The sequence below is a fragment of the Paeniglutamicibacter selenitireducens genome (assembly GCF_051550675.1).
Taxonomy (GTDB): Bacteria; Actinomycetota; Actinomycetes; order Actinomycetales; family Micrococcaceae; genus Paeniglutamicibacter.
Window position 1 is genome coordinate 67,725 of sequence record NZ_JBPULF010000001.1, and the last position, 22,153, is coordinate 89,877.

Below are 22,153 nucleotides of genomic sequence, written 5' to 3' on the forward strand. Positions count from 1 at the left end.
TGGTCGTGTTCCGTGCTAGTCGTGTGCCGTGGCGAGCCCGCTGGCAACCTGCAACGCGCGTGCGTAGGGCTGTTCGCGGGGTTTGTAGAAATCGGCGGCCGGTCCCTCGTCGACCACGCGGCCCCCGCGGAGCACGACCATCCGGTCGGCAACATAGCGGGTGGCGGCGATGTCGTGCGAGATGAACAGCGCGCCCATGGCCTGGGTCGTCTTGAGTTCGCGGATCAGCGAGAGGATCTGCGCCTGCACCGAGACATCCAGCGCGCTGACGGCTTCGTCGAAGAGGACGAAGCGCGGGTTGGTGATCAGCGCCCGGGCGATGCTTGCTCGTTGGCGCTGCCCGCCGCTGAGCTCGGAGGGGCGGCGTGCGGCGATGGCCGGGTCGAGCCCGACCAGCTCGAGCATGCCCGCCACGCGGCGGCCCACTTCCACCCTGTCCAGGCGTTCCTGGATGCGCAACGGCTCGCCCACCGAGGACCCCACGCTGTGCGTGGGGTCGAACGATGCCGCAGGGTTCTGCAGCACCGCCGCCAGCTGGCGGGGGCCGCGGCGTCGGGTGAACGGCGTGCCGTCGATCAGGTACTTGCCTGCCGGCACCGGTTCCAGGCCCAGCATGATGCGCCCGATCGTCGACTTGCCGGAGCCGGATTCACCCACCAGGCCCACGACCTCGCGCTCGTTCACCGCGATGCTGACCTCGTGCAGTACGGGGTCCAGCGTGCGGGCCACCAGGCCCCGCGACGGGTAGGCGAAGGTCAGGTTGGAGAGCTCGACGACCGGCCGGCCGGTGGTTGGCTGCTGTCCGTGGGTGCTCATGCTGGCTGCTCCTGGATTTGGCGGACCTCCTGGCAGAGGACCGTGCGGCCCTCCACCAGGCGGGGGACTTGCCGGGTGGTGTGGCAGGAATCGACGGCCCCGGCGCACCGCTCGGCGAATGCGCACCCCGGTGCCGGGGCGGTGAGCGTGGGGGGACGGCCGGGGATGGCCTTGACCTCGTCGTCGATGCCGGCCCGGCCGGGGATGCTGGCCAGCAGTGCCCGGGTGTAGGGGTGCCGGGGCTGCCGCATGACCAGCTCGGTCTCCCCGCTCTCCACCACGCGCCCGCCGTACATGATCGCCACCCGGTCCGCGTGGGTCAGCACGGTGTGCAGGTCGTGGGTCAGCAGCAGCACGGAGGCGTTCTGCTCGCGGGCCCGGGTGATCAGCAGCTCCAGCACCTCGGTCTTGACCGTGGCATCCAGCGCCGCGGTGGGCTCGTCGGCAATGAGCAGGCGCGGCTTGCGCGCCATGGCCATCGCGATGCACAGGCGCTGGGCCATGCCGCCGGAGAGTTCCCGCGGGTAGGCGCGCAGCACGCGCTCCGGGTCACGCATGGAGACGCTCTCCAGCAGTTCGACCATCGCCGCGTGCCCTCCGATCCCGGTGGCCCGGCGCAGCTGGGTGCCCACGCGGGCCGTCGGGTCCAGCGAGGCCAGCGGATCCTGCTCGACGAATGCGATCTGGCTCGAGTGCAGGGCGCGCAGCTGCTGGGCGGACAGCGATTCGATGTCCTCCCCGGCGAACAGCGCCTGCCCGGAGACGATCTCCGCGTTGGGCGGCAGTGCGCCGCCCAACGCCCTGGCCACTGTCGACTTGCCGGACCCGGATTCGCCGATCAGGGCCAGCACCTCGCCCTCGTGCAACTCCATGTCGGCGTCGTCCAGGGCGCGGATCTCGCCGGTGCGCAGCGCGTAGGTCGCGGCCAGGTTCCTTGCCTCGAGCAGTATCTGGTTCGTACTCCGGTTCATGCTCGTGCCTTCCTGGGGGTGCGGCGGCGTCGGGGCGTCGGGTCCCCGTACCGCTGGATGCCGTCGCCGATGAGGTTCACCGAGAGCACCGCCACGGCCAGCACGAGTGCCGGGAGCAGGGTGTAGGCGGGCAGGATGAAGAGGTACTGCCGGCCGAAACCGATCAGCGAGCCGAGCGATGCGCTGGGCAGCTGGACGCCGAAGCCCAGGAAGCTGAGCGCGCCTTCGATGAGCATGGCCACCGAGAGCGAGTAGGCGACCTGCAGGATGATGACGCCGCGGGCGTTGGGGAGCAGGTGCGTGAACATGACCCGCCACATCCCGGCCCCTGCCACGCGGGCGACCACGATGTAGTCCCGCCCCGCGACCTCGAGCACCTTGGCCCGCACTGTACGCAGCAGCAGCGGCACGGTGGCCACCAGGATGCCACACATCGCGGAGAACTGGCCGGGCCCGACGGCCACCGTCACCAGGATCGCGACGATGATCAGCGGGAAGCCGAAGAGGATGTCGGCAAAGCGGGAAATCACCTCGTCGACCCAACCGCCGCGGTACGCGGAGATGCACCCGAGCAGCGTGCCGAGCAGGGCGCCGGCGGCCACCGCCGTGACGGAGAGCAGCACGGTGGTGCCGATCCCCTCGGCGATGCGGGCCAGCAGCGACCTGCCCAGTTCGTCGGTGCCCCATGGGTAGCCCGGGCCACCCTCGGAGAGTCGCGGGCCCACCAGGGCGCCGGGATCGCCGAGCACGCCCAGGTGCCCGCCGAGCCCCGCGAGCAGGCACAGGGCGAAGAGGACCACGCCGCAGGTGCCCAGGAAATCCAGGCGCCGGCGGGGTGCCCGCCGGACCCGTGCCCGGGTTGGCGCGACAGTTGTTTCAACAATGCCCTTGGTGGTTGTCATGCCTGGCGCACCCCGCTCCCTGCCACGCGCGGGTCGATGATCCCGCACACGATGTCGATGATGATGTTCAGGACGACGAATGCCGCCGCGGCCACCAGGACCCCGCCCTGCACCGCCGGGTAGTCGCGCTGGGCGACGGCCTCCACGATGTAGCGGCCCAGGCCGTTGAGCGAGAAGATCTGCTCGGCCACCACCGCGCCGCCCAGCAGGAACGCCGAGTACAACGCCGCGGAGGTCAGGACCGGGACGGCGATGTTCCGCGGCAGGTGCCAGCGCAGCACCTGGGAGAAGGTCGCCCCGCGCTTGAGCGAGGCGTCCACGTACGGCTGGCCGAGGGTCTCGGTGACCGCCCGCCGGGTCGAGGTCATCACGAATCCGACTCCGACGATGCTCACGGCGACGGCCGGGGGGACGGCGGCCAGGAAGAAGCCCACGGGGTCCTCCCCGAACGGAACCCAGATGCCGATCGTGAAAGGGACCACGAACTGTGAGATCCCGTAGACGAAGAGGCTGCCCAGGAGCATGTCCGGCAGCGAGAGGGTCAGCGAGTTCAGGAACTCGGCACCCGGCGCGGAGCCGCGCCTGTGCTGGCGGATGCCCGCGAAGACGCCGGCGACCACGCCGCCGACCACGGCGATCACGCCGCCGACCAGGGCGATTCCGCCGGTCACCGAGAATCGGCCGATGAGTTCCTGGACCACCGGGGCCCCGCTGCGCATGGAGACGCCAAGGTCGCCCTGGAGGGCAAGGCCGATCCACGTGAAGAACTGGCTGACGACGGGTTCGTCGAGCCCGTACCGTTCAACCGCCGCGGCGCGCGCCTCGGGGGTCACCTGGTTGCCGAGCAGCAACGTCACGAAGTCGCCGGGAACGGCCCTGATCGAGGCAAAGACCGCGACGGCTATCACCAGCATGGTCAGCGCCGCAACCAGGAACCGCTTCCCGGAGAACCGGAGGAATGGGAGCACGGGACTACTCGCGACCCGAGTCGAATTCGGCGATCCGCTCGAACGGCATCGACATGCCGTCGACCTTGGCGAAAGCCGGGTCCAGGGTGTCGCTGCGGTAGGCGAAGGTCGTCGGCTTGGTGACCAGTGGGATCACCGTGGCGGACTCGTCGATGGCCGCTGCGGCATCCTTGAGGGTCTGGGCGGCGGTTTCCGGGGTTGCCTGGAGCGCCCGCATGATTGTCTCGTCGGTTTCCGGGTCCTTCGGGAGGAAACCGTCGGCGAACGGTGCCAGCTTGGGGACCCAGTTGCCCAGCACGTGGGTCGGTGCCCCGAAGGCCGCGTACCAGGAGATCGTGGCGTCCATCTTGGCGGGGTCGGTTCCCCACACTCGGTCCACCCAGACACCTTCCTCGAGGTCGGTGATCTTGGTGCCGATCCCCACGGCCTCCAGCTGCTTCTGGATGACCTGGGTGACGGCGCCGTAGGGTTCGTCGGAGTAGAGGATCTCGATGGACAGGCCGCTCACGCCGGCCTCCTTGAGCAGTGCCTTCGAACGTTCCGGGTCGAAGGCAACGGTGGAGGGCATGCCTTCGGGGAAACCGACGGACACCGGGCCTGTCGGTTCGCCCAGGCCGCCGAGCGCCACGTCGCGGATCTCGTCGCGGTTGATGGCGTGGGCGATGGCCAGGCGGACACGCTCGTCCTGCAGCTCCGGGATGCCCTGGGCGTTGAGGTTCAGGAAGTAGAAGTCGGGGCGCTTCTGGACCTCGACGGCCACGTTGGGCTTGCCGGCGAGCAGGGCCGGTGCGTCGGGATTCTCGAAGGAGGCCACGTCGATGCTGCCGTCGGCCAGTGCCGCGATGCGCGCGTTGGCGTCGGGCATGATCTTGATGTCGATCTTGCCGAGCTTTGCGTCGCGCCAGGCATGGGGGTTGGGCACCATGGTCCAGGACTGGTCCTGCTGGTGGGACTCGACCATAAAGGAACCGCTGCCGAGCATGGTTTTGCTCAGGTCCACGTCGCCGGCCTCGATTTCGACGCTGGGCATGATGGAGGCGGACACCGCGGCAAGGGCCGAGAGGAAGCCGGGGTTCGGTGCGGCTAGCTTGACGACGACGGTGTCCTTGTCCTCGGCGATGACTTCCTTGAGCTCGCCCGAGCGTGCGCTCCAGCTGCTGCCGGTGGACACGTCGGCGGCCTTGGTCAGCGTCCAGGCCACGTCCTCGGTGGTCAGCGGGCGGCCGTTGGAGAATTTCGCATCGGTGCGTATCTCGAACCTGTACTCGGTGGGCGAAACCTCGGTCCACGAGGTGGCCAGTGAGGGAATCGGCTTGAGATCATCGTCCAGGCCGATCAGGCGGTCGTAGACCAAGCCGATGACGTCCCAAGATTCGCCGAGGCTGGAGGTCAGCGGGTCCAGGGCGATGGCTTCGAGGGTCTTGCCCCACACCATGGTTCCGTTCTCGACGGAGGCAAAGGACGAGGACGGCGCTGCTTCTTGGTTGCTGCGTTGTGCACACGCGCCGAGCGTGATTGAGAGTGCCAGGGCCGTGCTCGTTGCCAGGCCTGCCCTGAAAATGGTGCGCGTGTTCGGTGTGGAAACCTTCATGATTTTCTCCAGCTCTTGGTCAACCCATCGTCGAAAAAACTCATCGCTCGCGGAGCGACAGGGATCAATCTAGCCAGAAGCGAATCAATTGAATACAAGCTTCTCAATCAATTTATTTGATCGACAATTCGCGGATATTCGGGGCCCGAATGGGGCCGAAGCGGCACAGCTGGTCATGGTGCCCGTCACGGGCCATCGCATTCCTCGAGTCCTGATAAATGACTCTGACATGGGGAATTCAATGGGCTGGCGTGGCGGTGGGGCATGTTCGGGCGGGCGGCTGCGCTTCCGTGCGGCGACGGATTCGGCGACGCCCGGGAGGGGTGCCGCCCGGGCACGGCGACCGAGGGGGAGCGTCTTGCGGTTCCGGGCGCGCGGGAGCCAATGTGACGTGTCCATGACTCCGGAGAGGTCCGTGAATCCCTGTGCGACGCGTCGCTGTGGCGCCGCGTCCTTCCGGGCTGCGGCCTGCGGCTGGCGAGGCTAGTGATCCAGGGTGACGGTGCGCAGGTCCAGACGCCGCAACACGCGGTCCACCAGTTCGGGGTCGTTGCCGGGTTCGTTGCGGGCCTTGAGCATTTCCTCGCGGGCGGCATCCAGGGCTTCTCGTTGCACGTCGTCCATGATGGTCAGCACCTGCTTCAGGCGCAGCATCTTTTCAGGGTCCTCCTCGAAGTCGGCCTCAAGGATGGTGTGCAGCGAGGACATGCGGCGGGCCAGCGCATCGCGGCGCTTCTGCGGCAGGGCGGCGGCCGCCTGGGAACGCTTCATGGTTTCCAGTGCAACCTTTTCCGCGCGGCGGGCCAGCGAGCGCTGGGTGCGTTCCTCCGCGGCATGGTCGGTGGGCAGCTTGAGCGCGCGCATCAGGGCGGGCAATGTCAGGCCCGGGAGCACCAGGGTCACCACCAATACGGAGGCGGCCGTGGCGACCACGAAGTTGCGGCCCTCCAACGGTTCGCCGTTGGCCAGGGTGGTGGGGAGCGCCAGGGCCAGCGCCAGGGTTGCCAGCCCGCGCATGCCGCACCAGGTGAGCACCAGGACTTCCTTGAGTGATCCCGGCGTGCGGTTCTTGCGCTCGGTGCCGCCGATCTTGAACATCGCCAGCATCCACAGGAAACGCACCAGCACCACGGCAACGCAGATCGCGGCGATTCCGGGAATGAACGTGAAGAGGTTCCGGCCCTCGTCCTCGATGATGTAGCGCATCTCGATGCCCACCAGCCCGAAGGCGACGCCCGTGGTCAGCAGCTCCACGACCTCCCAGAAGGCGGTGCGGGTCAGGCGTTCCTCGGAGTCCTGCGGCCGCGCGCGGCGACCCAGCTCCAGGGCCGTGACAACCACCGCCACAACGCCGGAGAAGTGGACCTCTTCGGCCAGCAGGTAGACGGCGTAAGGGGCGACCAAGGTGGCGGCCGATCGGGCCACAAGGTTGGGCACGAAGCGGTTGAGCCCGCCGACGATCCAGGCCATGGCCAGTCCCAGTACCACGGCGCCCGCGGCACCGATGAGGAACTTCGGAACGACTTCCCAGCCGACCTCCCCGCCGCTGAGCGCCGCGGAGACCGCTGCCTGGAAGATCACGATCGCCATCGCGTCGTTGAACAGGCCCTCGGTTTGGAGCACCGTGATGAGCCGGCGCCGCATCTTGACCTTGCTGGCGATGGCCTCAACGGCCACCGGGTCCGGCGGTGCGACGATCGCACCCAGTGCGATGGCCATCGGGAGGGTCATGGCCGGGGCGATGAACCAGGCCACGCCGGCGGCCGCGGCCGTCGTCGCCACCACCAACAGCACCGCAAGCAGCACGAGGGAGCGCCAGCGCAGGCGGAAAATCGACCAGGAACTTCGCTGGGCCGCCGCATATAGCAGCGGTGGCAGGAAGAGCGGAAGGATGAGTTCGGGGTTGATGTGGACTTCAGGGATGAACGGCAGGAACGCCGCCCCGGCGGAAAACACAAGCATCAGGATCGGGTAGGGCAGCCGTATTCGCTCGCCAAGGCCCGCAACGAGCACCGTCCCGAACAGCAGGCCAACCAACAACAGCAAAAATTCCACGTTTTAGCCCCTTTCCAGAATCTCGATTTTTTCACACCTGTGTGTCGGCGAGGTAAAAAGAAGTCGCCGTCCTTCCTCCTCGCACGTGGCCTTGCGCCGTCGCGTGCTATTGATCGCCCGCCGGCTGCCGCTCCCGGGCCACCGGGAGCGAATCCGCGAGACGTCCCGGCCATGGAACCGGCCGCGGACATGCAAACGGGCCGCGGACATGCAAACGGGCCGCATCCAGCTTTTCCACGCCGGCGTGGAAAAGCTGGATGCGGCCCGTTGGTGTTGCGCTTGTTAGCCGATGCCGATGGCCCCGGTCAGCACGCCCACGGTGAGCATCACCAGCGAAACGACAAGAGCGCGCCAGAGGACCTTCTTGTGGTGCTCGCCCAAATCGACCTTGGCCAGCGAGACCAGCAGCAGGATGGCCGGGACCAGTGGGGACTGCATGTGCACCGGCTGGCCGGTGATGGAGGCGCGGGCCATGTCCACGGCGGGGATCCCGTAGTGGGCGCCGGCCTCGGTGAGCACCGGGAGGATGCCGAAGTAGAAGGCGTCGTTGCTCATGAAGAACGTGGCAGGGATGGAGATCAACCCGGTGAGGATCGCCAGCAGCGGGCCCATCGAGGACGGGATCACGTCGACAAGCCAGGCGCTCATGGCTTCCACCATGCCGGTGCCCGAAAGCACGCCGGTGAGCACCGCGGCGGCCAGCACCATGGAGACCACGGCGATGACCGAGGAGGCGTGGGAGGAGATCATCTTGGCCTGGTCGGAGATCTTCGGGAAGTTCACCAGCAGGGCCACGGCGGTGCCGACCATGAACAGGTAGGACAGCGGCACCAGGTCCAGGATCAGCAGCACCATGATGGCCACGGTCATCGTCAGGTTGAAGATGAACAGCTTCGGGCGCAGGGTCTCGCGGGTCGGGTCCAGCACGGTGCCGTTCATCGTGGCCGTCTCCGTGCCATCGCCCAGGGTCGCGACCTGTTCCATGAGCGCGGTGCCGCGACCGCCGACGCTTGGGGAGCCGTTGGTGCTGCGTGCCGCCGGGGACTTGGGAGTGCCGCCGGAAAGGTTCAGGGTCGAGCCGGTGCCCCAGCGCAGCGGATCCTCGCGCTGCAGGCGCTTGCGCTCGGAGATGCCCATGGCCCAGGCGAAGGCGAAGACCGCGACAAGGCCGGCACCCAGTGCCGGAAGCATCGGGACGAAGACCTCGGAGGCATCGACATGCAGTGCGGCTGCGGCGCGGGCGGTGGGGCCGCCCCACGGGACGATGTTCAGCGTGCCGTTGGTCAGGCCTGCCACACAGGTCAGCACCACCGGGCTCATGCCCAGGCGCTGGTAGATCGGCAGCAGGGCCGCTGTGACAACGATGAACGTTGTCGAGCCGTCGCCATCCAGCGAGATCAGGCCGGTCAGCAGCGCGGTGCCGATGACGACCTTGGCCGGGTCGTTGCCGACAAGCTTCAGGATGCCGTCGACGAGCTTGTCGAAGAGCCCCACGTCGATCATGATGCCGAAGTACATGATGGCGAACATGAGCAGGGCTGCGGTGCCGGACATCGACTTGACCGCATCCATCACCATGTCGCCGATGCCGAGGCCCGCCCCGGCGAAGAGGCCGAAGATGGTGGGCACGATGATCAGCGCCAGCAACGGTGTCATGCGCTTGGTCATGATGAGCGCCATGAACGTGGCGACCATCAGGAACCCGAGTGCTACCAGCATGGGGATCTCCTTGGGGATGAGTGGGTGGGGCCGTGCCGGGTGCGCTGCATCGAGCGGCGGTCGGCTGTGACCCACAACGCTACGTGGGCCAGGTCACGTCCGCGGCGTTGTGCGCACAAAGCGGTCTTCTTCCCCTAAAACCCTTTTTGCTCATAAAGCTCGGGGATGGTTCTACACTTGGTTCATGCCCCCAGCAACGAAGCCAGGACGCAGCTTTGCGGTCAGGATCATGAGCCTGCAATTCGCAGTCGTCGGTGTCCTGATCCTCATCGCTGCCGCCGCGGCCTTCCGGGTCACCGTCGAACGGGTCAACGAACAGGCGGAGGAGCAGGCCCTTTCCATCGCCCGGACCCTGGCTTCCGAACCCGAGCTGCGGGAGGACGTCGCGCGCTACGCGGCCACCGACCGGCTCGACGCCGCGGAGCTTGCGGCCGGACCCGTCCAGAAGCGCGCCGAGGCGGTGCGGCTGAACACCGGTGCGCTCTTCGTGGTGGTCACCGAGGACCGCGGGTTCCGGCTAGCCCACCCCACCGTGGAGTTGCTCGGGCAGAAGGTCTCCACCGAACCCACGGCGCTTTCCGGGCGGGAGTCGGTCTCCCGGGAGCACGGAACGCTCGGCGAATCCGTGCGCGCCAAGGTGCCCGTCTGGGCGCCGGGAACGACGGCCGTGGTGGGGGAGGTCAGCGTCGGTGTGGGCGTCCAGGCGCTTGCCGCGAAGCTCGGGGACGCGGCCCTGACAGTGCTGCTGTACGGACTCGGGGCGCTGGGGCTCAGCGCCCTGGCCACGGCGTGGCTGGTCCGCAGGCTCAAGGCGCAGACCCTGGGCCTCGAACCGGCCGAGATGGCGCAGCTGCTCCGCGACCAGGACGCCGTGCTCTACGGGGTTGAGGACGGGGTGATCGGCATCGGCCGGGAGGGACGCATCAGCGTGCGCAACAAGGCGGCCCGCCAGATGCTCGGGCTGCCGCACCGCCACGACTCCGACGACATCGTCGGCCTGCCCTACACGCAGGCGGGCCTGCCCCCGGCACTCGTTGCGGCCATCGCCGGCGGCGAGACGCAACGGCTGCGGCTGGAGACCGACTCCTCGGCGCTGGTGGCCACGGTGCACCGGGTCCGCCGCGAGAACAGGGACCTCGGCCAGGTGGTGCTGCTGCGCGACGTCACAACCATCGAAAGCCTCGGCTCGCGGCTGGATGCCGTGGAAACCATGGCCGGTGCGTTGCGCGCGCAGCGCCACGAGTTCGCCAACCGCCTGCACACCATTTCCGGGTTGCTGCACAACGGCAACACCGCCGAGGCCCGGGAATACCTGGGCGAGGTGATTGAATCGGGCCCGGTGCGCGAACCCGTGCAAAACCTGCAGGCCATCGACGACACCTACCTGCGCGCCTTCCTCGGAGCCAAGGGGGTCAGCGCCCACGAACGCGGCGTGGTGCTGCGCGTCGGGGAGGAGAGCGCCCTCTACGGGAGGCTCAGCGACGCCCAGGACGCCATCGCGGTGCTCGGCAACCTCATCGACAACGCCCTGAGCGCCGCGGTGGAGGGCCCGGCGCCGCGCTGGGTGGAGGTCGACCTGCTCGGCGAGGGGAACACCCTGCACATTGCGGTTGCCGACTCCGGGCACGGGGTGGCGCCCGGGATGGACGTCTTCGCCGAGGGCGTCAGCACCCGCGCCGGAACCCCGGAGCAGGAGCATGGCCATGGCGTGGGCCTGCCGCTGGTCCGCCGGCTGGCCAGGGCCCACGGAGGCGACGTGTGGATCGCCGACCCGGGCGGCGGACGCCCCGACGGCGGCCGGCCCATGTCCGCCCATGAACCGGGGGAAGCGGCAACCGGGGGCGCCCCGCGCGCCGGAGCCGTGTTTGCCGCCCGCCTGCCCGGGGTCCTCACCCTCGATCCACCGACCACCGAAAGGCCATGATCCCCATGAACCAGAGCAACGACCTGCGCGTGCTGGTGGTCGACGACGACTTCCGGGTTGCCGCCCTGCACGCCAGCTACGTGGACGAGGTCCCGGGGTTCACGGCCCTGCCGCCGGTCCACGATGCCCGCATGGTTCCGCGCGTCGTGGCGGAGGAAAAGCCCGACCTGCTGCTGCTTGACGTGTACCTGCCCCAGGGCTCGGGCCTGGACCTGCTCTCCTCGCTGGACGTCGATGCGTTCGTGCTCTCGGCGGCCACCGAGGCCGACGCCGTGCGCACCGCCATCCGCCGCGGCGCCCTGGGCTACCTGGTCAAGCCGTTCGACCCCAAGCTGCTGGCCACCCGGTTGCGTTCCTACGCCCGCTACCGCAGGCAGCTGGAGACGGCGGGGGTGCTTGACCAGGGAATGATCGACAGGGCGCAGCGCACGCTGCTGGCCGCGGACGACGCGGGGAGTGCGGCAGCCCCGACCCCCACCGAGCAGGCCGTGCTGGCCGCGGTGGCCGCCACCGGCGAGCCGGCAACCGTCATGCAGGTGGCCACCGCCGTGGGCATCTCCCGGGCCACGGCCCAGCGCTACCTGGCGACCCTGGTCCAGGCCGGGTCGCTGCGCCTCGAGCTCACCTACGGCAGCCGCGGGCGTCCCGAGCACCGCTACCTCGCCCAGGGCTAGGAGGCCCGGGCCAGGTTCATCCGCCGAGCCGGGCTCCGCGGATGACGGGTGTCAATTTCCGGTGGGCTGTTCGACAAGCAGCGGCAGCGCGTCGCCCCAGGCGGAAATGCCGCAGCCGTTCTTCAGGTCGAACTCCCGGGACACGGCCTTGCCGTCGATGGTTCCGCTGACGCTCGCGGTGGCCGGCCCGCCGTACTGCTCGGTGCACATCTGGTTGGCGGGCGCGGGATCCAGGATCTGCGGGTGCTTGGACACCAGCTCGCAGGCCTCGGCCGCGCGCGGGTGCTTGCTGGATTCAAGGGCCGTCGCCCCCGCGCATTGCAGGGAGTACTCGGCGCTGGCGTTCTTGCCGTCGGCGCGGACCACGATGTCCAGGTCTATGTCGGCGGTGGCCGGGGACGAAACCGACGGTGAAGCGGGCGCCGTGGACGGGGACTGGCCCGGCACCCCGCCGTTGCCGCCGCAACCGGCCAGCAGCACAGCGGCCGCGAACAGCGTTGTCGCGACGGGGATCCGCATGCGGGGACTCATTCTGGTTTCTCGCTCTCCCTGGTCAACCGGGGCCGTGGGGTCCCGTGTACTAAGTCTGTTCCAGTGGCAGCGCCCCGGCAAGGGCCAGCAGCCTGCCGCGCAGCTCCTGCGCCCGGTCTGAGAAGTCCTTTTGACGGCGCACGTATTCGGCCTTGCCGGCGGGTGTTTCGATACGGATCGGTGCGTGGCCCCAGTCGGAGAGGTCGTAGGGCGATGCCTGCATGTCCATGGTGCGGATGTCCCAGGCGAGTTCGAAGCAATCCATCACCAGCCCGCTCGGCACCGCGGGGGTGAGCTTGTAGGCCCACTTGTACAGGTCCATGTTGGCGTGCAGGCAGCCGGGCTGTTCAAGGGTGCGTTGGGTTTCGCGGGTTGGCTGGAGTTCGTTGCGCGGCACGGCCTGCGGGGTGTAGAACCGGAATGCGTCGAAGTGCGTGCAGCGGATCTTGTGTTCCTCGACCACCGCGTCGGTGCCCGCGGCGCCCAGTCGCAGCGGCAGGTACTCGTGGCGGATGCCGTTGACCTCCGACTTGTAGGCCATGGCCCACTCGTGCAGGCCGAAGCAGGCGAAGTTCCCGGGGCGGGCGGCTGTCCCCGCCAGGATGATTCGGGCAAACCGGATGGCCTCCAGGCGTGCCTCGGCAAAGGCCCCGAGGTCCACGGTGTATCCGCGCTCGCCGGTGCCCTCGTGGAGCACCTCGCGGTAGAACTTCCACCCGGCGCGCTCCTGCGCAAGATCGCCGGCCAAAACCACCCCGGGACCGGGGTGCCAGCGGTAGAGCTGCCCTGGCTTCTGGGTGTAGTACGTGAAGAGGAAGTCCTCGATCGGGTGCTTCCGGCGCTTCATGCGCCGTTCGGTGAAGGGTTCCCCGAAGCGCCGGGAACGTTCCTCGTGGGCGTTCGCCAAGGGCAGCCACTGTTCTTCGGGGAGCCAAACCAGGTCGGGGGAGTGCATCCCCCCATTATCGCCGGGTGCCACCCAAAGCCTTAAATGCAGTGGTGGGGGGGGGGGGGGGGCGGGCCCCCCCCCCCCCCCCCCCACCCCCCCCCCCCCCACGTCTGCTGACGGCCTGGTGGGCCGCTGCCTAGAGCAGGGAATCCCTGGTGCGCAGGGCCGCTTCAAGCAGCGCCCGGGCATCGGGTCCGGCCTTGAGCACGTCGCGGCTGGAGGTGCCCAGCACCTGTGGCCAAAACGCCCCGAATGATTCCTTCATCTGCGCACCCGTGGCGCCCTGGGCACCGAGGCCCGGGGCCAGGATCGGCGCTGCCGAGGCGGCCAGGTCGATGCCCAGCTCCTCCAGAGCCGACCCCACGGTGGCGCCGATGACCAGACCGGTGGAACCGAACGGCACCCCGGCAAGGTTCTCCGCGGTGTTCTCCGCACCAACGGAGGCGATGATGCGCTTGGCAACGGACTCGTCGCCTCCCACATGCTGCACGGCCTTCCCCTCGGGATTGGAGGTCAGGCCGAGCACGAACACGCCGCGGCCGGTGGCTGCGGCGAGGTCGAGGGCCGGGCGCAGCGACTCGTAGCCCAGGTACGGGCTCAACGTCACGGCGTCGGCAGCCAGCGGGCTGCCCTCCCCCAGCCAGGCGTCGGCATAGGCTGCCATGGTGGAGCCGATGTCCCCGCGCTTGGCGTCGGCTATCGAAATCAGCGACGCGTCGGCACAGGCCGCAAGGGTTTCCTCCAGCACGGCCAGACCGCGCGAGCCGTGGCGCTCGAAGAGCGCCACCTGCGGCTTGATCGCGGCAATCTGGCCGGCCATGGCCTCCACGACGCGCAGCGAGAAGGCGCGCAGCCCCTCGACGTCGTCGTTCAGGCCCCAGGCCGCCAGCAGGCCCGGATGCGGGTCGATGCCCACGCACAGGGGGCCGTGCGCGGCCATGGCCAAGGCCAGGCGCTGCCCGAAGGCGGCGCGCCGGCCCGGCTCGGTGGTGTGCTCCGGGTTAGGCATGTGCCGCATCCCGGACCGCGGTGGCGGCGTTCAGCGTGGCGGCGTGCTCCTGCAGGGAGGAGACGTTCCACTCGAAGCTGCGCATGGCGTCGATGGCCTGGATCGCGGCACCGAACTCCGCGACGGTGGTGATGACCGGGGTGCCGACCGAGGTGGCGGCCGCGCGGATCTCGTAGCCGTCGCCGCGGGCTTCGCCGCCGGAGGGGGTGTTCAGGATCATCGCGATCTCGCCTGCTGTGACAAGGTCGACGATGTTCGACTCGCCCTCGGCGGCACCCTCGCGGACCTTGCGGACCACGGTGGAGGGGATGCCGTTGCGGCGCAGCACCTCGGCGGTGCCGCCGGTGGAGATGATCTCGAAGCCCATGTCCGCCAGGTGCTTGACCGGGATGACGATCGAGCGCTTGTCGCGGTTGGCCACCGAGACGAAGACCTTGCCGGAGGTCGGCAGCGGGTTGTTTGCCGCCGCCTGGGACTTGGCGAAGGCGGTGTCGAAGTACTTGTCGATGCCCATGACCTCGCCGGTGGAGCGCATTTCCGGGCCGAGCAGCGAGTCGACGACCTTGCCCTCCGGGGTGCGGAAGCGGGCGAAGGGCAGCACTGCCTCCTTGACCGAGACCGGTGCGCCGTCGGGCAGGTTCGCGCCGTCGCCGGTTTCCGGCAGCATCTTGTGGACGGAACGCAGGTGGGCGATCGACACGCCGACGCCGATCATCGCCGCGGCCTTGGCCAGCTGCACGCCGGTGGCCTTGGAGGTGAACGGCACGGTGCGCGAGGCACGCGGGTTGGCCTCGATCACGTAGAGGATGTCGCTGGCCAGCGCGAACTGGATGTTGATCAGGCCGCGCACGCCCACGCCCTCGGCGATGGCGCGGGTGGCCGCGACAACGCGGTCGCGCACGTCCTGGCCCAGGGTGATCGGGGGCAGCACGCAGGCGGAGTCTCCGGAGTGGATGCCGGCCTCCTCGATGTGCTCCATGATGCCGCCGACGTACAGGTCCTTGCCGTCGAACAGGGCGTCGACGTCGATCTCGATGGCGTCCTCGAGGAAGCGGTCGACCAGCACCGGGTGGTCCTCGGTGATCTCCGTGGCGTTCTGGATGTAGCGCGAGAGGTTTGCCTCGTCGTACACGATCTCCATGCCGCGCCCGCCGAGCACGTAGCTCGGGCGGACCAGGACCGGGTAGCCGATCTCGTCGGCGATGCGCTTGGCCTCCTCGAAGGAGACGGCGGTGCCGTTCTTCGGGGCGATCAGCCCGCCGGCATCCAGCACGCGCTGGAAGGCGCCGCGGTGCTCGGCCAGGTCGATGGCCTCCGGGGAGGTGCCCAGGATCGGCACGCCGGCATCGGCGAGTTCCTGCGCGAGCTTCAGCGGGGTCTGGCCGCCGAGCTGCACGAACACGCCGAGCACGCCGCCGGTGGATTCCTCGGCGTGGATGACCTCCAGCACGTCCTCGAGCGTCAGCGGCTCGAAGTACAGGCGGGTGGAGACGTCGTAGTCGGTGGAGACGGTTTCCGGGTTGCAGTTGACCATGACGGTCTCGTAGCCGGCCTTGCGCAGCGCCATGGTGGCGTGCACGCAGGAGTAGTCGAACTCGATGCCCTGGCCGATGCGGTTCGGGCCGGAGCCCAGGATGATGACCGAGGGCTTCTCGTGCAGCGCGACCTCCGTCTCCTCGTCGTAGGAGGAGTAGTGGTACGGGGTGAAGGCCTCGAACTCGGCGGCGCAGGTGTCGACGGTCTTGAACACCGGGCGGACGTTCAGCGCGTGGCGGATGCCGCGGACCACGGCCTCGGTCTTGTTGGTGAGCTTGGCGATCTGCGCGTCGGAGAAGCCGTGGCGCTTGGCGGTGCGCAGCACGTCTTCGGTCAAATCCGGGTTGGTGCGGATGAGCTCGGCGGTCTCGTTGATCAGCGCGAGCTGGTCAAGGTACCAGGGGTCGATGCCGGTCTGCTCGAAGATGTGCTCGATCGTGGCGCCGCCCAGCAGTGCGCGCTGCACGTTGGACAGGCGGGCGGTCGAACCCTTGACGGAGGCCGCGACGAGTTCCTCGACCTCGAATTCCATCGGCTTGGTGAACTCGAGCTCCGCGCCCTTCTGCTCCAGGGAGCGCAGGGCCTTCTGCAGGGCCTCGGTGAAGTTGCGGCCGATGGCCATGGCCTCGCCCACGGACTTCATGGTGGTGGTCAGCGTGGCGTCGGCGGCCGGGAACTTCTCGAACGCGAAGCGGGGGACCTTGACCACGACGTAGTCCAGGGCCGGCTCGAAGGAGGCCGGGGTCTTGAGCGTGATGTCGTTCGGGATCTCGTCAAGGGTGTAGCCCAGGGAGAGCTTGGTGGCGATCTTCGCGATGGCGAAGCCGGTGGCCTTGGAGGCCAGCGCGGAGGAGCGCGAGACGCGCGGGTTCATCTCGATGACCACGATGCGGCCGGTGTCCGGTTCGATCGCGAACTGGATGTTGCAGCCGCCGGTGTCGACGCCCACCTCGCGGATGACGGCGATCGAGATGTCGCGCAGCTTCTGGTACTCGCGGTCGGTCAGCGTCATGGCCGGGGCCACGGTGACCGAGTCGCCGGTGTGCACGCCCACCGGGTCGAAGTTCTCGATGGAGCAGACCACGACGACGTTGTCCGCCTTGTCGCGCATCATCTCCAGCTCGTACTCCTTCCAGCCGAGGATGGACTCCTCCAGGAGCACCTCGGTGGTCGGCGAGTACTGCAGGCCGGCGCCGGCAATGCGGCGCAGGTCCTCGGGGTTGTAGGCCATGCCGGAGCCCAGGCCGCCCATGGTGAAGGACGGGCGCACGACCACCGGGTAGTTCAGTTCCTCGACGGCGGCGAAGGCCTCGTCCATGGTGTGCACGATGACGGACTTCGCGGACTCGGCGCCGCAGCGCTCCACGACGCCCTTGAACTTCTCGCGGTCCTCGCCGAGCTCGATGGCCTCGATGTTGGCGCCGATCAGCTCCACGTTGTACTTCTCGAGCACGCCGTTCTTGTCCAGGGCGATCGCGGTGTTCAGCGCGGTCTGGCCGCCCAGGGTCGGCAGGATCGCGTCCGGGCGCTCCTTGGCGATGATCTTCTCGACGACCTCCGGGGTGATCGGCTCCACGTAGGTGGCGTCCGCGAACTCCGGGTCGGTCATGATGGTGGCCGGGTTGGAGTTCACCAGGATGACCCGCAGGCCCTCCTCGCGCAGCACGCGCAGCGCCTGGGTGCCCGAGTAGTCGAATTCGGCTGCCTGGCCAATGACGATCGGGCCGGACCCGATGACCAGGACTGACTTGAGGTCTTCGCGCTTGGGCATTACTTCTCTTCCTGAGTGGAGGCGGTGGTGGAGGTCGATGCGGCGGCGGTGCCCGCGGCGCGCATCACGTCGATGAAGCGGTCGAACAGGTGGCTTGCATCGTGCGGGCCGGAGGCTGCCTCCGGGTGGTACTGCACGGAGAACGCCGGCAGGTCCAGGCAGGCCAGGCCCTCGACGACGGAGTCGTTGAGCGAGACGTGCGAGACCTCGACGCGGCCGAAGCGGTCCAGCGGCGCCAGCGATGCGCCCTCGCGCGGGGCGTCGACGGCGAAGCCGTGGTTCTGGCTGGTGATCTCCACTTTGCCGGTGGCCTTGTCCAGCACCGGCTGGTTGATGCCGCGGTGGCCGTAGCGCAGCTTGTAGGTGCCGTAGCCCAGGGCACGGCCCAGGATCTGGTTGCCGAAGCAGATGCCGAAGTACGGGATCTTCGCGTCGAGCACCTGGCGGACAAGTTCCACCTGCACGTTCGCGGTGGCCGGGTCGCCCGGGCCGTTGGAGAGGAACACGCCGTTGGCGCCGGTGGCCTTGATGTCCTCGAAGCTGGCGTTGTACGGCAGCACGTGCACGCGCACGCCGCGCTCGGCAAAGCGCTGCGGGGTCATCGACTTGATGCCCAGGTCGATGGCGGCGATGGAGAACTCCACCTCGCCATCGAAGCCGTGGTCCTTGGGCTCCACGGTGTAGGCGGTGTCGGTGGAGACCACCGCGGAGAGGTTCAGGCCCTCCATCGGGGCCTGCGCGTTGACCTGGGCGACGAGCTCGGCGACGGGCGCCGCGGCGTCGGCCCCGGAGAACACGCCGGCCTTCATGGCGCCGCGTTCGCGCAGGTGGCGGGTCAGGGCGCGGGTGTCGACGTGCTGGATGCCCACGACGCCGTAACCGGCCAGCTCCTCGTCGAGCGTGCGCTCGGAGCGCCAGTTCGAGGGGCGGCGCGCCGCGTCGCGCACCACGTAGCCGGCGGCCCAGATGCGGGAGGACTCTGCGTCGGCGTCGTTCACGCCGGTGTTGCCGATGTGCGGGAAGGTCTGCACGATGATCTGCTTGGCGTAGGAGGGGTCCGTGAGGGTCTCCTGGTAGCCGGACATGCCGGTGGAGAACACTGCCTCGCCGAAGGTGGTGCCGATGGCGCCGTAGCTGCGGCCGCGGAAAACCCGTCCGTCTTCGAGCACCAGGAGGGCTGGCTCGGTCGTTGGTACTGCTGTCACTGGTTTTCCTTATCCTCGGCGGGTGGTGGGGTCTCGTCGTTCGGTGTTCCGGTGTGTCCCAGGGCGGCGATGCCCTCGGCCAGGACCGGCAGTTCTTGGTGGTAGCGGGGGCGGAAGCCGGTGTCGACGGCCTTCTCCCCCAGCGCCCAGGTGATCACCAGCAGGCCGTCCTTCTCGACGAACTTGCCGGCCATGCCGGAGGCGCGCTGCACGTTGGTGATGGATCCGGCGGGGATGAACACGTCGGTGGCTCCGTGGCGGGCCAGCAACACGCCGGCCGGGTGGACGCTCAGCGTGGCGTTGGTCCGGATGCCCAGGCCGTGCGCGGCGATGCGGTCCAGCCAGTCCCCGGCGGTGGTGGTGCACACGTACTGCCCCTCGCTGGGCTCGGCCAGCGACGCCCCGGGATCGGCGGGGGTCGCCGGCGGGGCCGCGATGCCGGCCTGGCGGCGCAGGCGGTTTCGCCACCCCAGCAGGACCAGGGCGACAAGCACCACGATGACGGCAACGGTGGTGAGCACCGCGGGGGTGTACTCTCCCACGCTACTCGGCTTCCACGAGTCGCGGGGTGGCCAGGGCGCCGTCGAGCACTGTCGGGTGGCCGTGGAAGAACACCGTGGTGACCTTGCCCGGCAGCGTCAGCCCCTTGAACGGGGAGTTGCGGCCCTTGGTGGCCATCGCGTACGGGTCAACGACCCAGCGGGCCTCGGCGTCCAGCAGCGTGATGTTCGCTGGCTCGCCCACGGCCAGAGCGCGGCCCTGGTCCGCGACGCGGCCGATTTCCGCCGGCGCGGCGGAGGTGATGCGGGCGACGTCGTCCCAGCCGATCAGGCCGGTCTCCACCATGGTGTGCTGCACCACGGAGAGCGCCGTTTCCAGGCCGGTCATGCCCATGGCCGCGGCGGCCCACTCGCATTCCTTGGCCTCGGAGGGGTGCGGCGCGTGGTCGGTGCCGATGATGTCGATGGTGCCGTCGGCCAGGCCGGCGCGCAACGCCATGACGTCGGCCTCGCGGCGCAGCGGCGGGTTGACCTTGAAGACCGGGTCGTAGCTCTTGACCATTTCGTCGGTCAGCAGCAGGTGGTGCGGGGTGACCTCGGCGGTGACCTGCACGCCGCGGGACTTGGCCCAGCGAATGATCTCCACCGAGCCGGCGGTGGAGACGTGGCAGACGTGCAGGCGGGAGCCGACGTGCTCGGCCAGCAGCACGTCGCGGGCGATGATCGACTCCTCCGCGACGGCCGGCCAGCCGGCCAGGCCCAGCACCGCGGAGACCTCGCCCTCGTTCATCTGGGCGCCCTCGGTGAGGCGCGGTTCCTGGGCGTGCTGGGCGATGACGCCGTCGAACGCCTTCACGTATTCCAGCGCGCGGCGCATGATGAGCGGGTCGAACACGCAGATGCCGTCGTCGGAGAAGACCCGGACCCGCGCGCGGGAGTCGGCCATCGCGCCTATCTCGCTCATCTGTTCGCCGGCCAGGCCGACGGTGACAGCGCCGACGGGGCGCACGTCGACCCAGCCGGAGCGGCGGCCCAGGGACCAGACCTGCTCGACGACGCCGGCGGTGTCCGCGACGGGGTTGGAGTTGGCCATGGCGTGCACGGCGGTGAAGCCGCCCAGTGCCGCGGCGCGGGTGCCGGTCTCGACGGTTTCCGCGTCCTCGCGGCCCGGTTCGCGCAGGTGGGTGTGCAGGTCGACGAGGCCCGGCAGGGCGATCTGGCCGGCGGCCTCGATCACGGTGGCGTGCGTGGCGGCCTCGTGGGTTGCCGCGTCGGCGCCCAGGGCGACGATGGTTCCGTCGGAGATCAGCAGGTCGGTGGCCTCGGCGCCCAGCGGCTTCGCGCCGCGGACCAGGTAGGTGTTGGTGGTGGTCATCGGTGACTCCCGTGTCGAAGGGTTCTTAGAGGCCGGAGGGACGCTGCTGGTCCCCCGAGAGCAGTAGGTATAGGACGGCCATGCGCACCGCGACGCCATTGGAAACCTGTTCCAGGACGGTGGAGCGCGGCGAGTCGGCGGCGGCGGAGGAGATCTCCAGGCCGCGGTTCATCGGACCGGGGTGCATGATGATGGTCCCGGACTGCCCCTGCGCGTCGAGCGCGGCCAGGCGTGCGTCGTCGAAACCCCACAGGCGCGAGTACTCGCGGGTGTTCGGGAAGAAGGAGGCGTGCATGCGTTCGCCCTGCACGCGCAGCATCATCACCGCGTCGATGCCGCCGGCCAGCGTGGCGTCGAGGTCGTAGCTGATGGCGCACGGCCACACGTTCGAGCCGTGCGGCAGCAGCGTCGGCGGGGCCACCATGGTGACCTCGGCGCCCAGGGTGCGCAGCAGCCACAGGTTGGAGCGGGCCACGCGGGAGTGCAGGATGTCCCCGACGATGGCGACCCTCATGCCGGCCAGGTCCGTGCCCAGGGTGGGGGTGCCGTTGACCCGCGCCCAGTGGTTGCGCAGCGTGAACGCATCCAGCAGCGCCTGGGTGGGGTGTTCGTGCGTGCCGTCACCCGCGTTGACCACCGGTGCGTCGATCCAGTCGGTGGCCGCCAGCCGGGCCGGGGCTCCGGAGGCCCCGTGCCGGATGACCACGGCGTCGGCGCCGATGGCCTGCAGGGTCTGCGCGGTGTCCTTGAGCGACTCGCCCTTGGAGACCGAGGACCCCTTGGCGGAGAAGTTGATGACGTCCGCGCTCAGCCGCTTGGCCGCGGCCTCGAAGGAGATGCGGGTGCGGGTCGAGTCCTCGAAGAAGAGGTTGACCACGGTGCGCCCGCGCAGCGCGGGAAGCTTCTTGACCTCGCGGGTCCCGACGGCCGCCATTTCCTCGGCGATGTCCAGGATCCGGATCGCGTCGGCGCGCGAAAGGTCAAGGGTGGAGAGCAGGTGTTTCATGCAGCGGCCTCGATGATGACTTCGTTGTTGTTCGCCCCGTCGAGCTCTCCCAGGTGCACGCGCACCTTCTCGGTGGTGGCGGTGGGCAGGTTCTTGCCGACGTGGTCGGCGCGGATCGGCAGTTCGCGGTGGCCGCGGTCCACCAAGACGGCAAGGCGCACGATGCGCGGGCGGCCCAGGTCGGCGATGGCGTCCAGCGCGGCGCGGATGGTGCGTCCGGAGTACAGCACGTCGTCCACGAGCACCACGACCTTGTTGTCGATCCCGCCGGCAGGAAGCCGCGTGGGAAGCGGGGTGCGGGCGGTGGAGTGGCGCAGGTCGTCCCGGTACATGGTGACATCCAGCTGGCCGACGATGGCTGCGGCGTCGAGTCCGGGTTCGGTGGCGGCGATGCGCTGCGCCAGCCGCTGGGCCAGCGGAAAGCCGCGGGAGGGGATGCCGAGCAGGACGAGGTCCTCGGTGCCCTTGTTTGCCTCGATGATCTCGTGGGCGATGCGGGTCAGGACCCTGTCGATGTCCTCGCCGGAGAGTACTGTCCGGGCGGTTTTGGGCGCTAAGTTCGGTGCCGCTGGGGCGTCGTCACTCATGATGCGGCCTCCTTCCCCGCCTCACAGGACGGAATTTAAAGGTTGCTGGCTCATATTCGGTGTT

18 protein-coding genes are annotated in these 22,153 nt (G+C 69.1%); 2 read left to right on the forward strand and 16 right to left on the reverse strand.

The window, feature by feature from the left end:
• Positions 1–15: 15 nt before the first annotated feature.
• The 7 genes from ACSYDW_RS00255 to ACSYDW_RS00285 all read right to left on the reverse strand — a co-directional run bounded on the left by ACSYDW_RS00255 (position 16) and on the right by ACSYDW_RS00285 (position 9,022).
• Entirely contained in the window at positions 16–816 is an 801-nt protein-coding gene (locus ACSYDW_RS00255) for an ABC transporter ATP-binding protein (protein WP_438336696.1), read from the reverse strand.
• On the reverse strand, positions 813–1,787 hold the full coding sequence (locus ACSYDW_RS00260; RefSeq protein WP_438336697.1) for an ABC transporter ATP-binding protein: 975 nt from the start codon (positions 1,785–1,787) through the stop codon (positions 813–815). Before ACSYDW_RS00260 ends, ACSYDW_RS00255 begins: the two co-directional genes overlap by 4 nt.
• Positions 1,784–2,689, reverse strand: coding sequence for an ABC transporter permease (locus ACSYDW_RS00265; RefSeq protein WP_438336698.1), 906 nt, complete (start codon positions 2,687–2,689; stop codon positions 1,784–1,786). Before ACSYDW_RS00265 ends, ACSYDW_RS00260 begins: the two co-directional genes overlap by 4 nt.
• A complete protein-coding gene (locus ACSYDW_RS00270) occupies positions 2,686–3,657 on the reverse strand; it encodes an ABC transporter permease (RefSeq protein WP_438336699.1) in 972 nt (323 codons plus the stop codon). Before ACSYDW_RS00270 ends, ACSYDW_RS00265 begins: the two co-directional genes overlap by 4 nt.
• Positions 3,658–3,661: 4 nt before the next feature.
• Positions 3,662–5,248 carry an ABC transporter substrate-binding protein gene (locus tag ACSYDW_RS00275; RefSeq protein ID WP_438336700.1) on the reverse strand — a complete coding sequence of 529 codons (1,587 nt, stop codon included), beginning with the start codon at positions 5,246–5,248 and terminating at the stop codon, positions 3,662–3,664.
• A gap of 483 nt (positions 5,249–5,731) precedes the next feature.
• Positions 5,732–7,303, reverse strand: a complete 1,572-nt coding sequence (locus ACSYDW_RS00280; protein WP_438336701.1) for a cation:proton antiporter — start codon at positions 7,301–7,303, stop codon at positions 5,732–5,734.
• Between the two features lie 282 nt (positions 7,304–7,585).
• On the reverse strand, positions 7,586–9,022 hold the full coding sequence (locus ACSYDW_RS00285) for a CitMHS family transporter (protein WP_438336702.1): 1,437 nt from the start codon (positions 9,020–9,022) through the stop codon (positions 7,586–7,588).
• A 229-nt stretch (positions 9,023–9,251) separates the two neighbouring features.
• Between ACSYDW_RS00285 and ACSYDW_RS00290 the strand changes: the two genes are divergently transcribed.
• Together ACSYDW_RS00290 and ACSYDW_RS00295 are read left to right on the forward strand one after the other, a co-directional pair.
• Entirely contained in the window at positions 9,252–10,946 is a 1,695-nt protein-coding gene (locus tag ACSYDW_RS00290) for a sensor histidine kinase (protein WP_438336703.1), read from the forward strand.
• Between the two features lie 5 nt (positions 10,947–10,951).
• Positions 10,952–11,620, forward strand: coding sequence for a response regulator (locus tag ACSYDW_RS00295; RefSeq protein ID WP_438336704.1), 669 nt, complete (start codon positions 10,952–10,954; stop codon positions 11,618–11,620).
• A gap of 51 nt (positions 11,621–11,671) precedes the next feature.
• Here the strand turns inward: ACSYDW_RS00295 and ACSYDW_RS00300 are convergent, their stop codons facing one another.
• From ACSYDW_RS00300 to pyrR, 9 genes are all read right to left on the reverse strand, one after another.
• On the reverse strand, positions 11,672–12,151 hold the full coding sequence (locus ACSYDW_RS00300) for a subtilase-type protease inhibitor (protein WP_438336705.1): 480 nt from the start codon (positions 12,149–12,151) through the stop codon (positions 11,672–11,674).
• Between the two features lie 49 nt (positions 12,152–12,200).
• On the reverse strand, positions 12,201–13,106 hold the full coding sequence (locus ACSYDW_RS00305) for a 3-methyladenine DNA glycosylase (protein ID WP_438336706.1): 906 nt from the start codon (positions 13,104–13,106) through the stop codon (positions 12,201–12,203).
• A gap of 130 nt (positions 13,107–13,236) precedes the next feature.
• The gene (gene pyrF / locus ACSYDW_RS00310) at positions 13,237–14,109 is read right to left on the reverse strand and encodes an orotidine-5'-phosphate decarboxylase (protein WP_438336707.1); all 873 of its coding nucleotides are present in this window, start codon (positions 14,107–14,109) and stop codon (positions 13,237–13,239) included.
• Complete coding sequence (carB, locus tag ACSYDW_RS00315) at positions 14,102–17,416, reverse strand: carbamoyl-phosphate synthase large subunit (RefSeq protein ID WP_438336708.1); 3,315 nt, start codon at positions 17,414–17,416, stop codon at positions 14,102–14,104. Before carB ends, pyrF begins: the two co-directional genes overlap by 8 nt.
• Entirely contained in the window at positions 17,416–18,621 is a 1,206-nt protein-coding gene (gene carA, locus ACSYDW_RS00320) for a glutamine-hydrolyzing carbamoyl-phosphate synthase small subunit (RefSeq protein ID WP_438336709.1), read from the reverse strand. Before carA ends, carB begins: the two co-directional genes overlap by 1 nt.
• Complete coding sequence (locus tag ACSYDW_RS00325) at positions 18,618–19,163, reverse strand: PH-like domain-containing protein (RefSeq protein WP_438336710.1); 546 nt, start codon at positions 19,161–19,163, stop codon at positions 18,618–18,620. The genes carA and ACSYDW_RS00325 overlap by 4 nt, the downstream gene beginning before the upstream one ends.
• Before the next feature lies 1 nt (position 19,164).
• Positions 19,165–20,496, reverse strand: a complete 1,332-nt coding sequence (locus ACSYDW_RS00330; RefSeq protein WP_438336711.1) for a dihydroorotase — start codon at positions 20,494–20,496, stop codon at positions 19,165–19,167.
• 25 nt (positions 20,497–20,521) lie between these two features.
• Complete coding sequence (locus ACSYDW_RS00335) at positions 20,522–21,502, reverse strand: aspartate carbamoyltransferase catalytic subunit (RefSeq protein WP_438336712.1); 981 nt, start codon at positions 21,500–21,502, stop codon at positions 20,522–20,524.
• The gene (pyrR, locus tag ACSYDW_RS00340; RefSeq protein WP_438336713.1) at positions 21,499–22,089 is read right to left on the reverse strand and encodes a bifunctional pyr operon transcriptional regulator/uracil phosphoribosyltransferase PyrR; all 591 of its coding nucleotides are present in this window, start codon (positions 22,087–22,089) and stop codon (positions 21,499–21,501) included. The genes ACSYDW_RS00335 and pyrR overlap by 4 nt, the downstream gene beginning before the upstream one ends.
• Between the last annotated feature and the right edge of the window lie 64 nt (positions 22,090–22,153).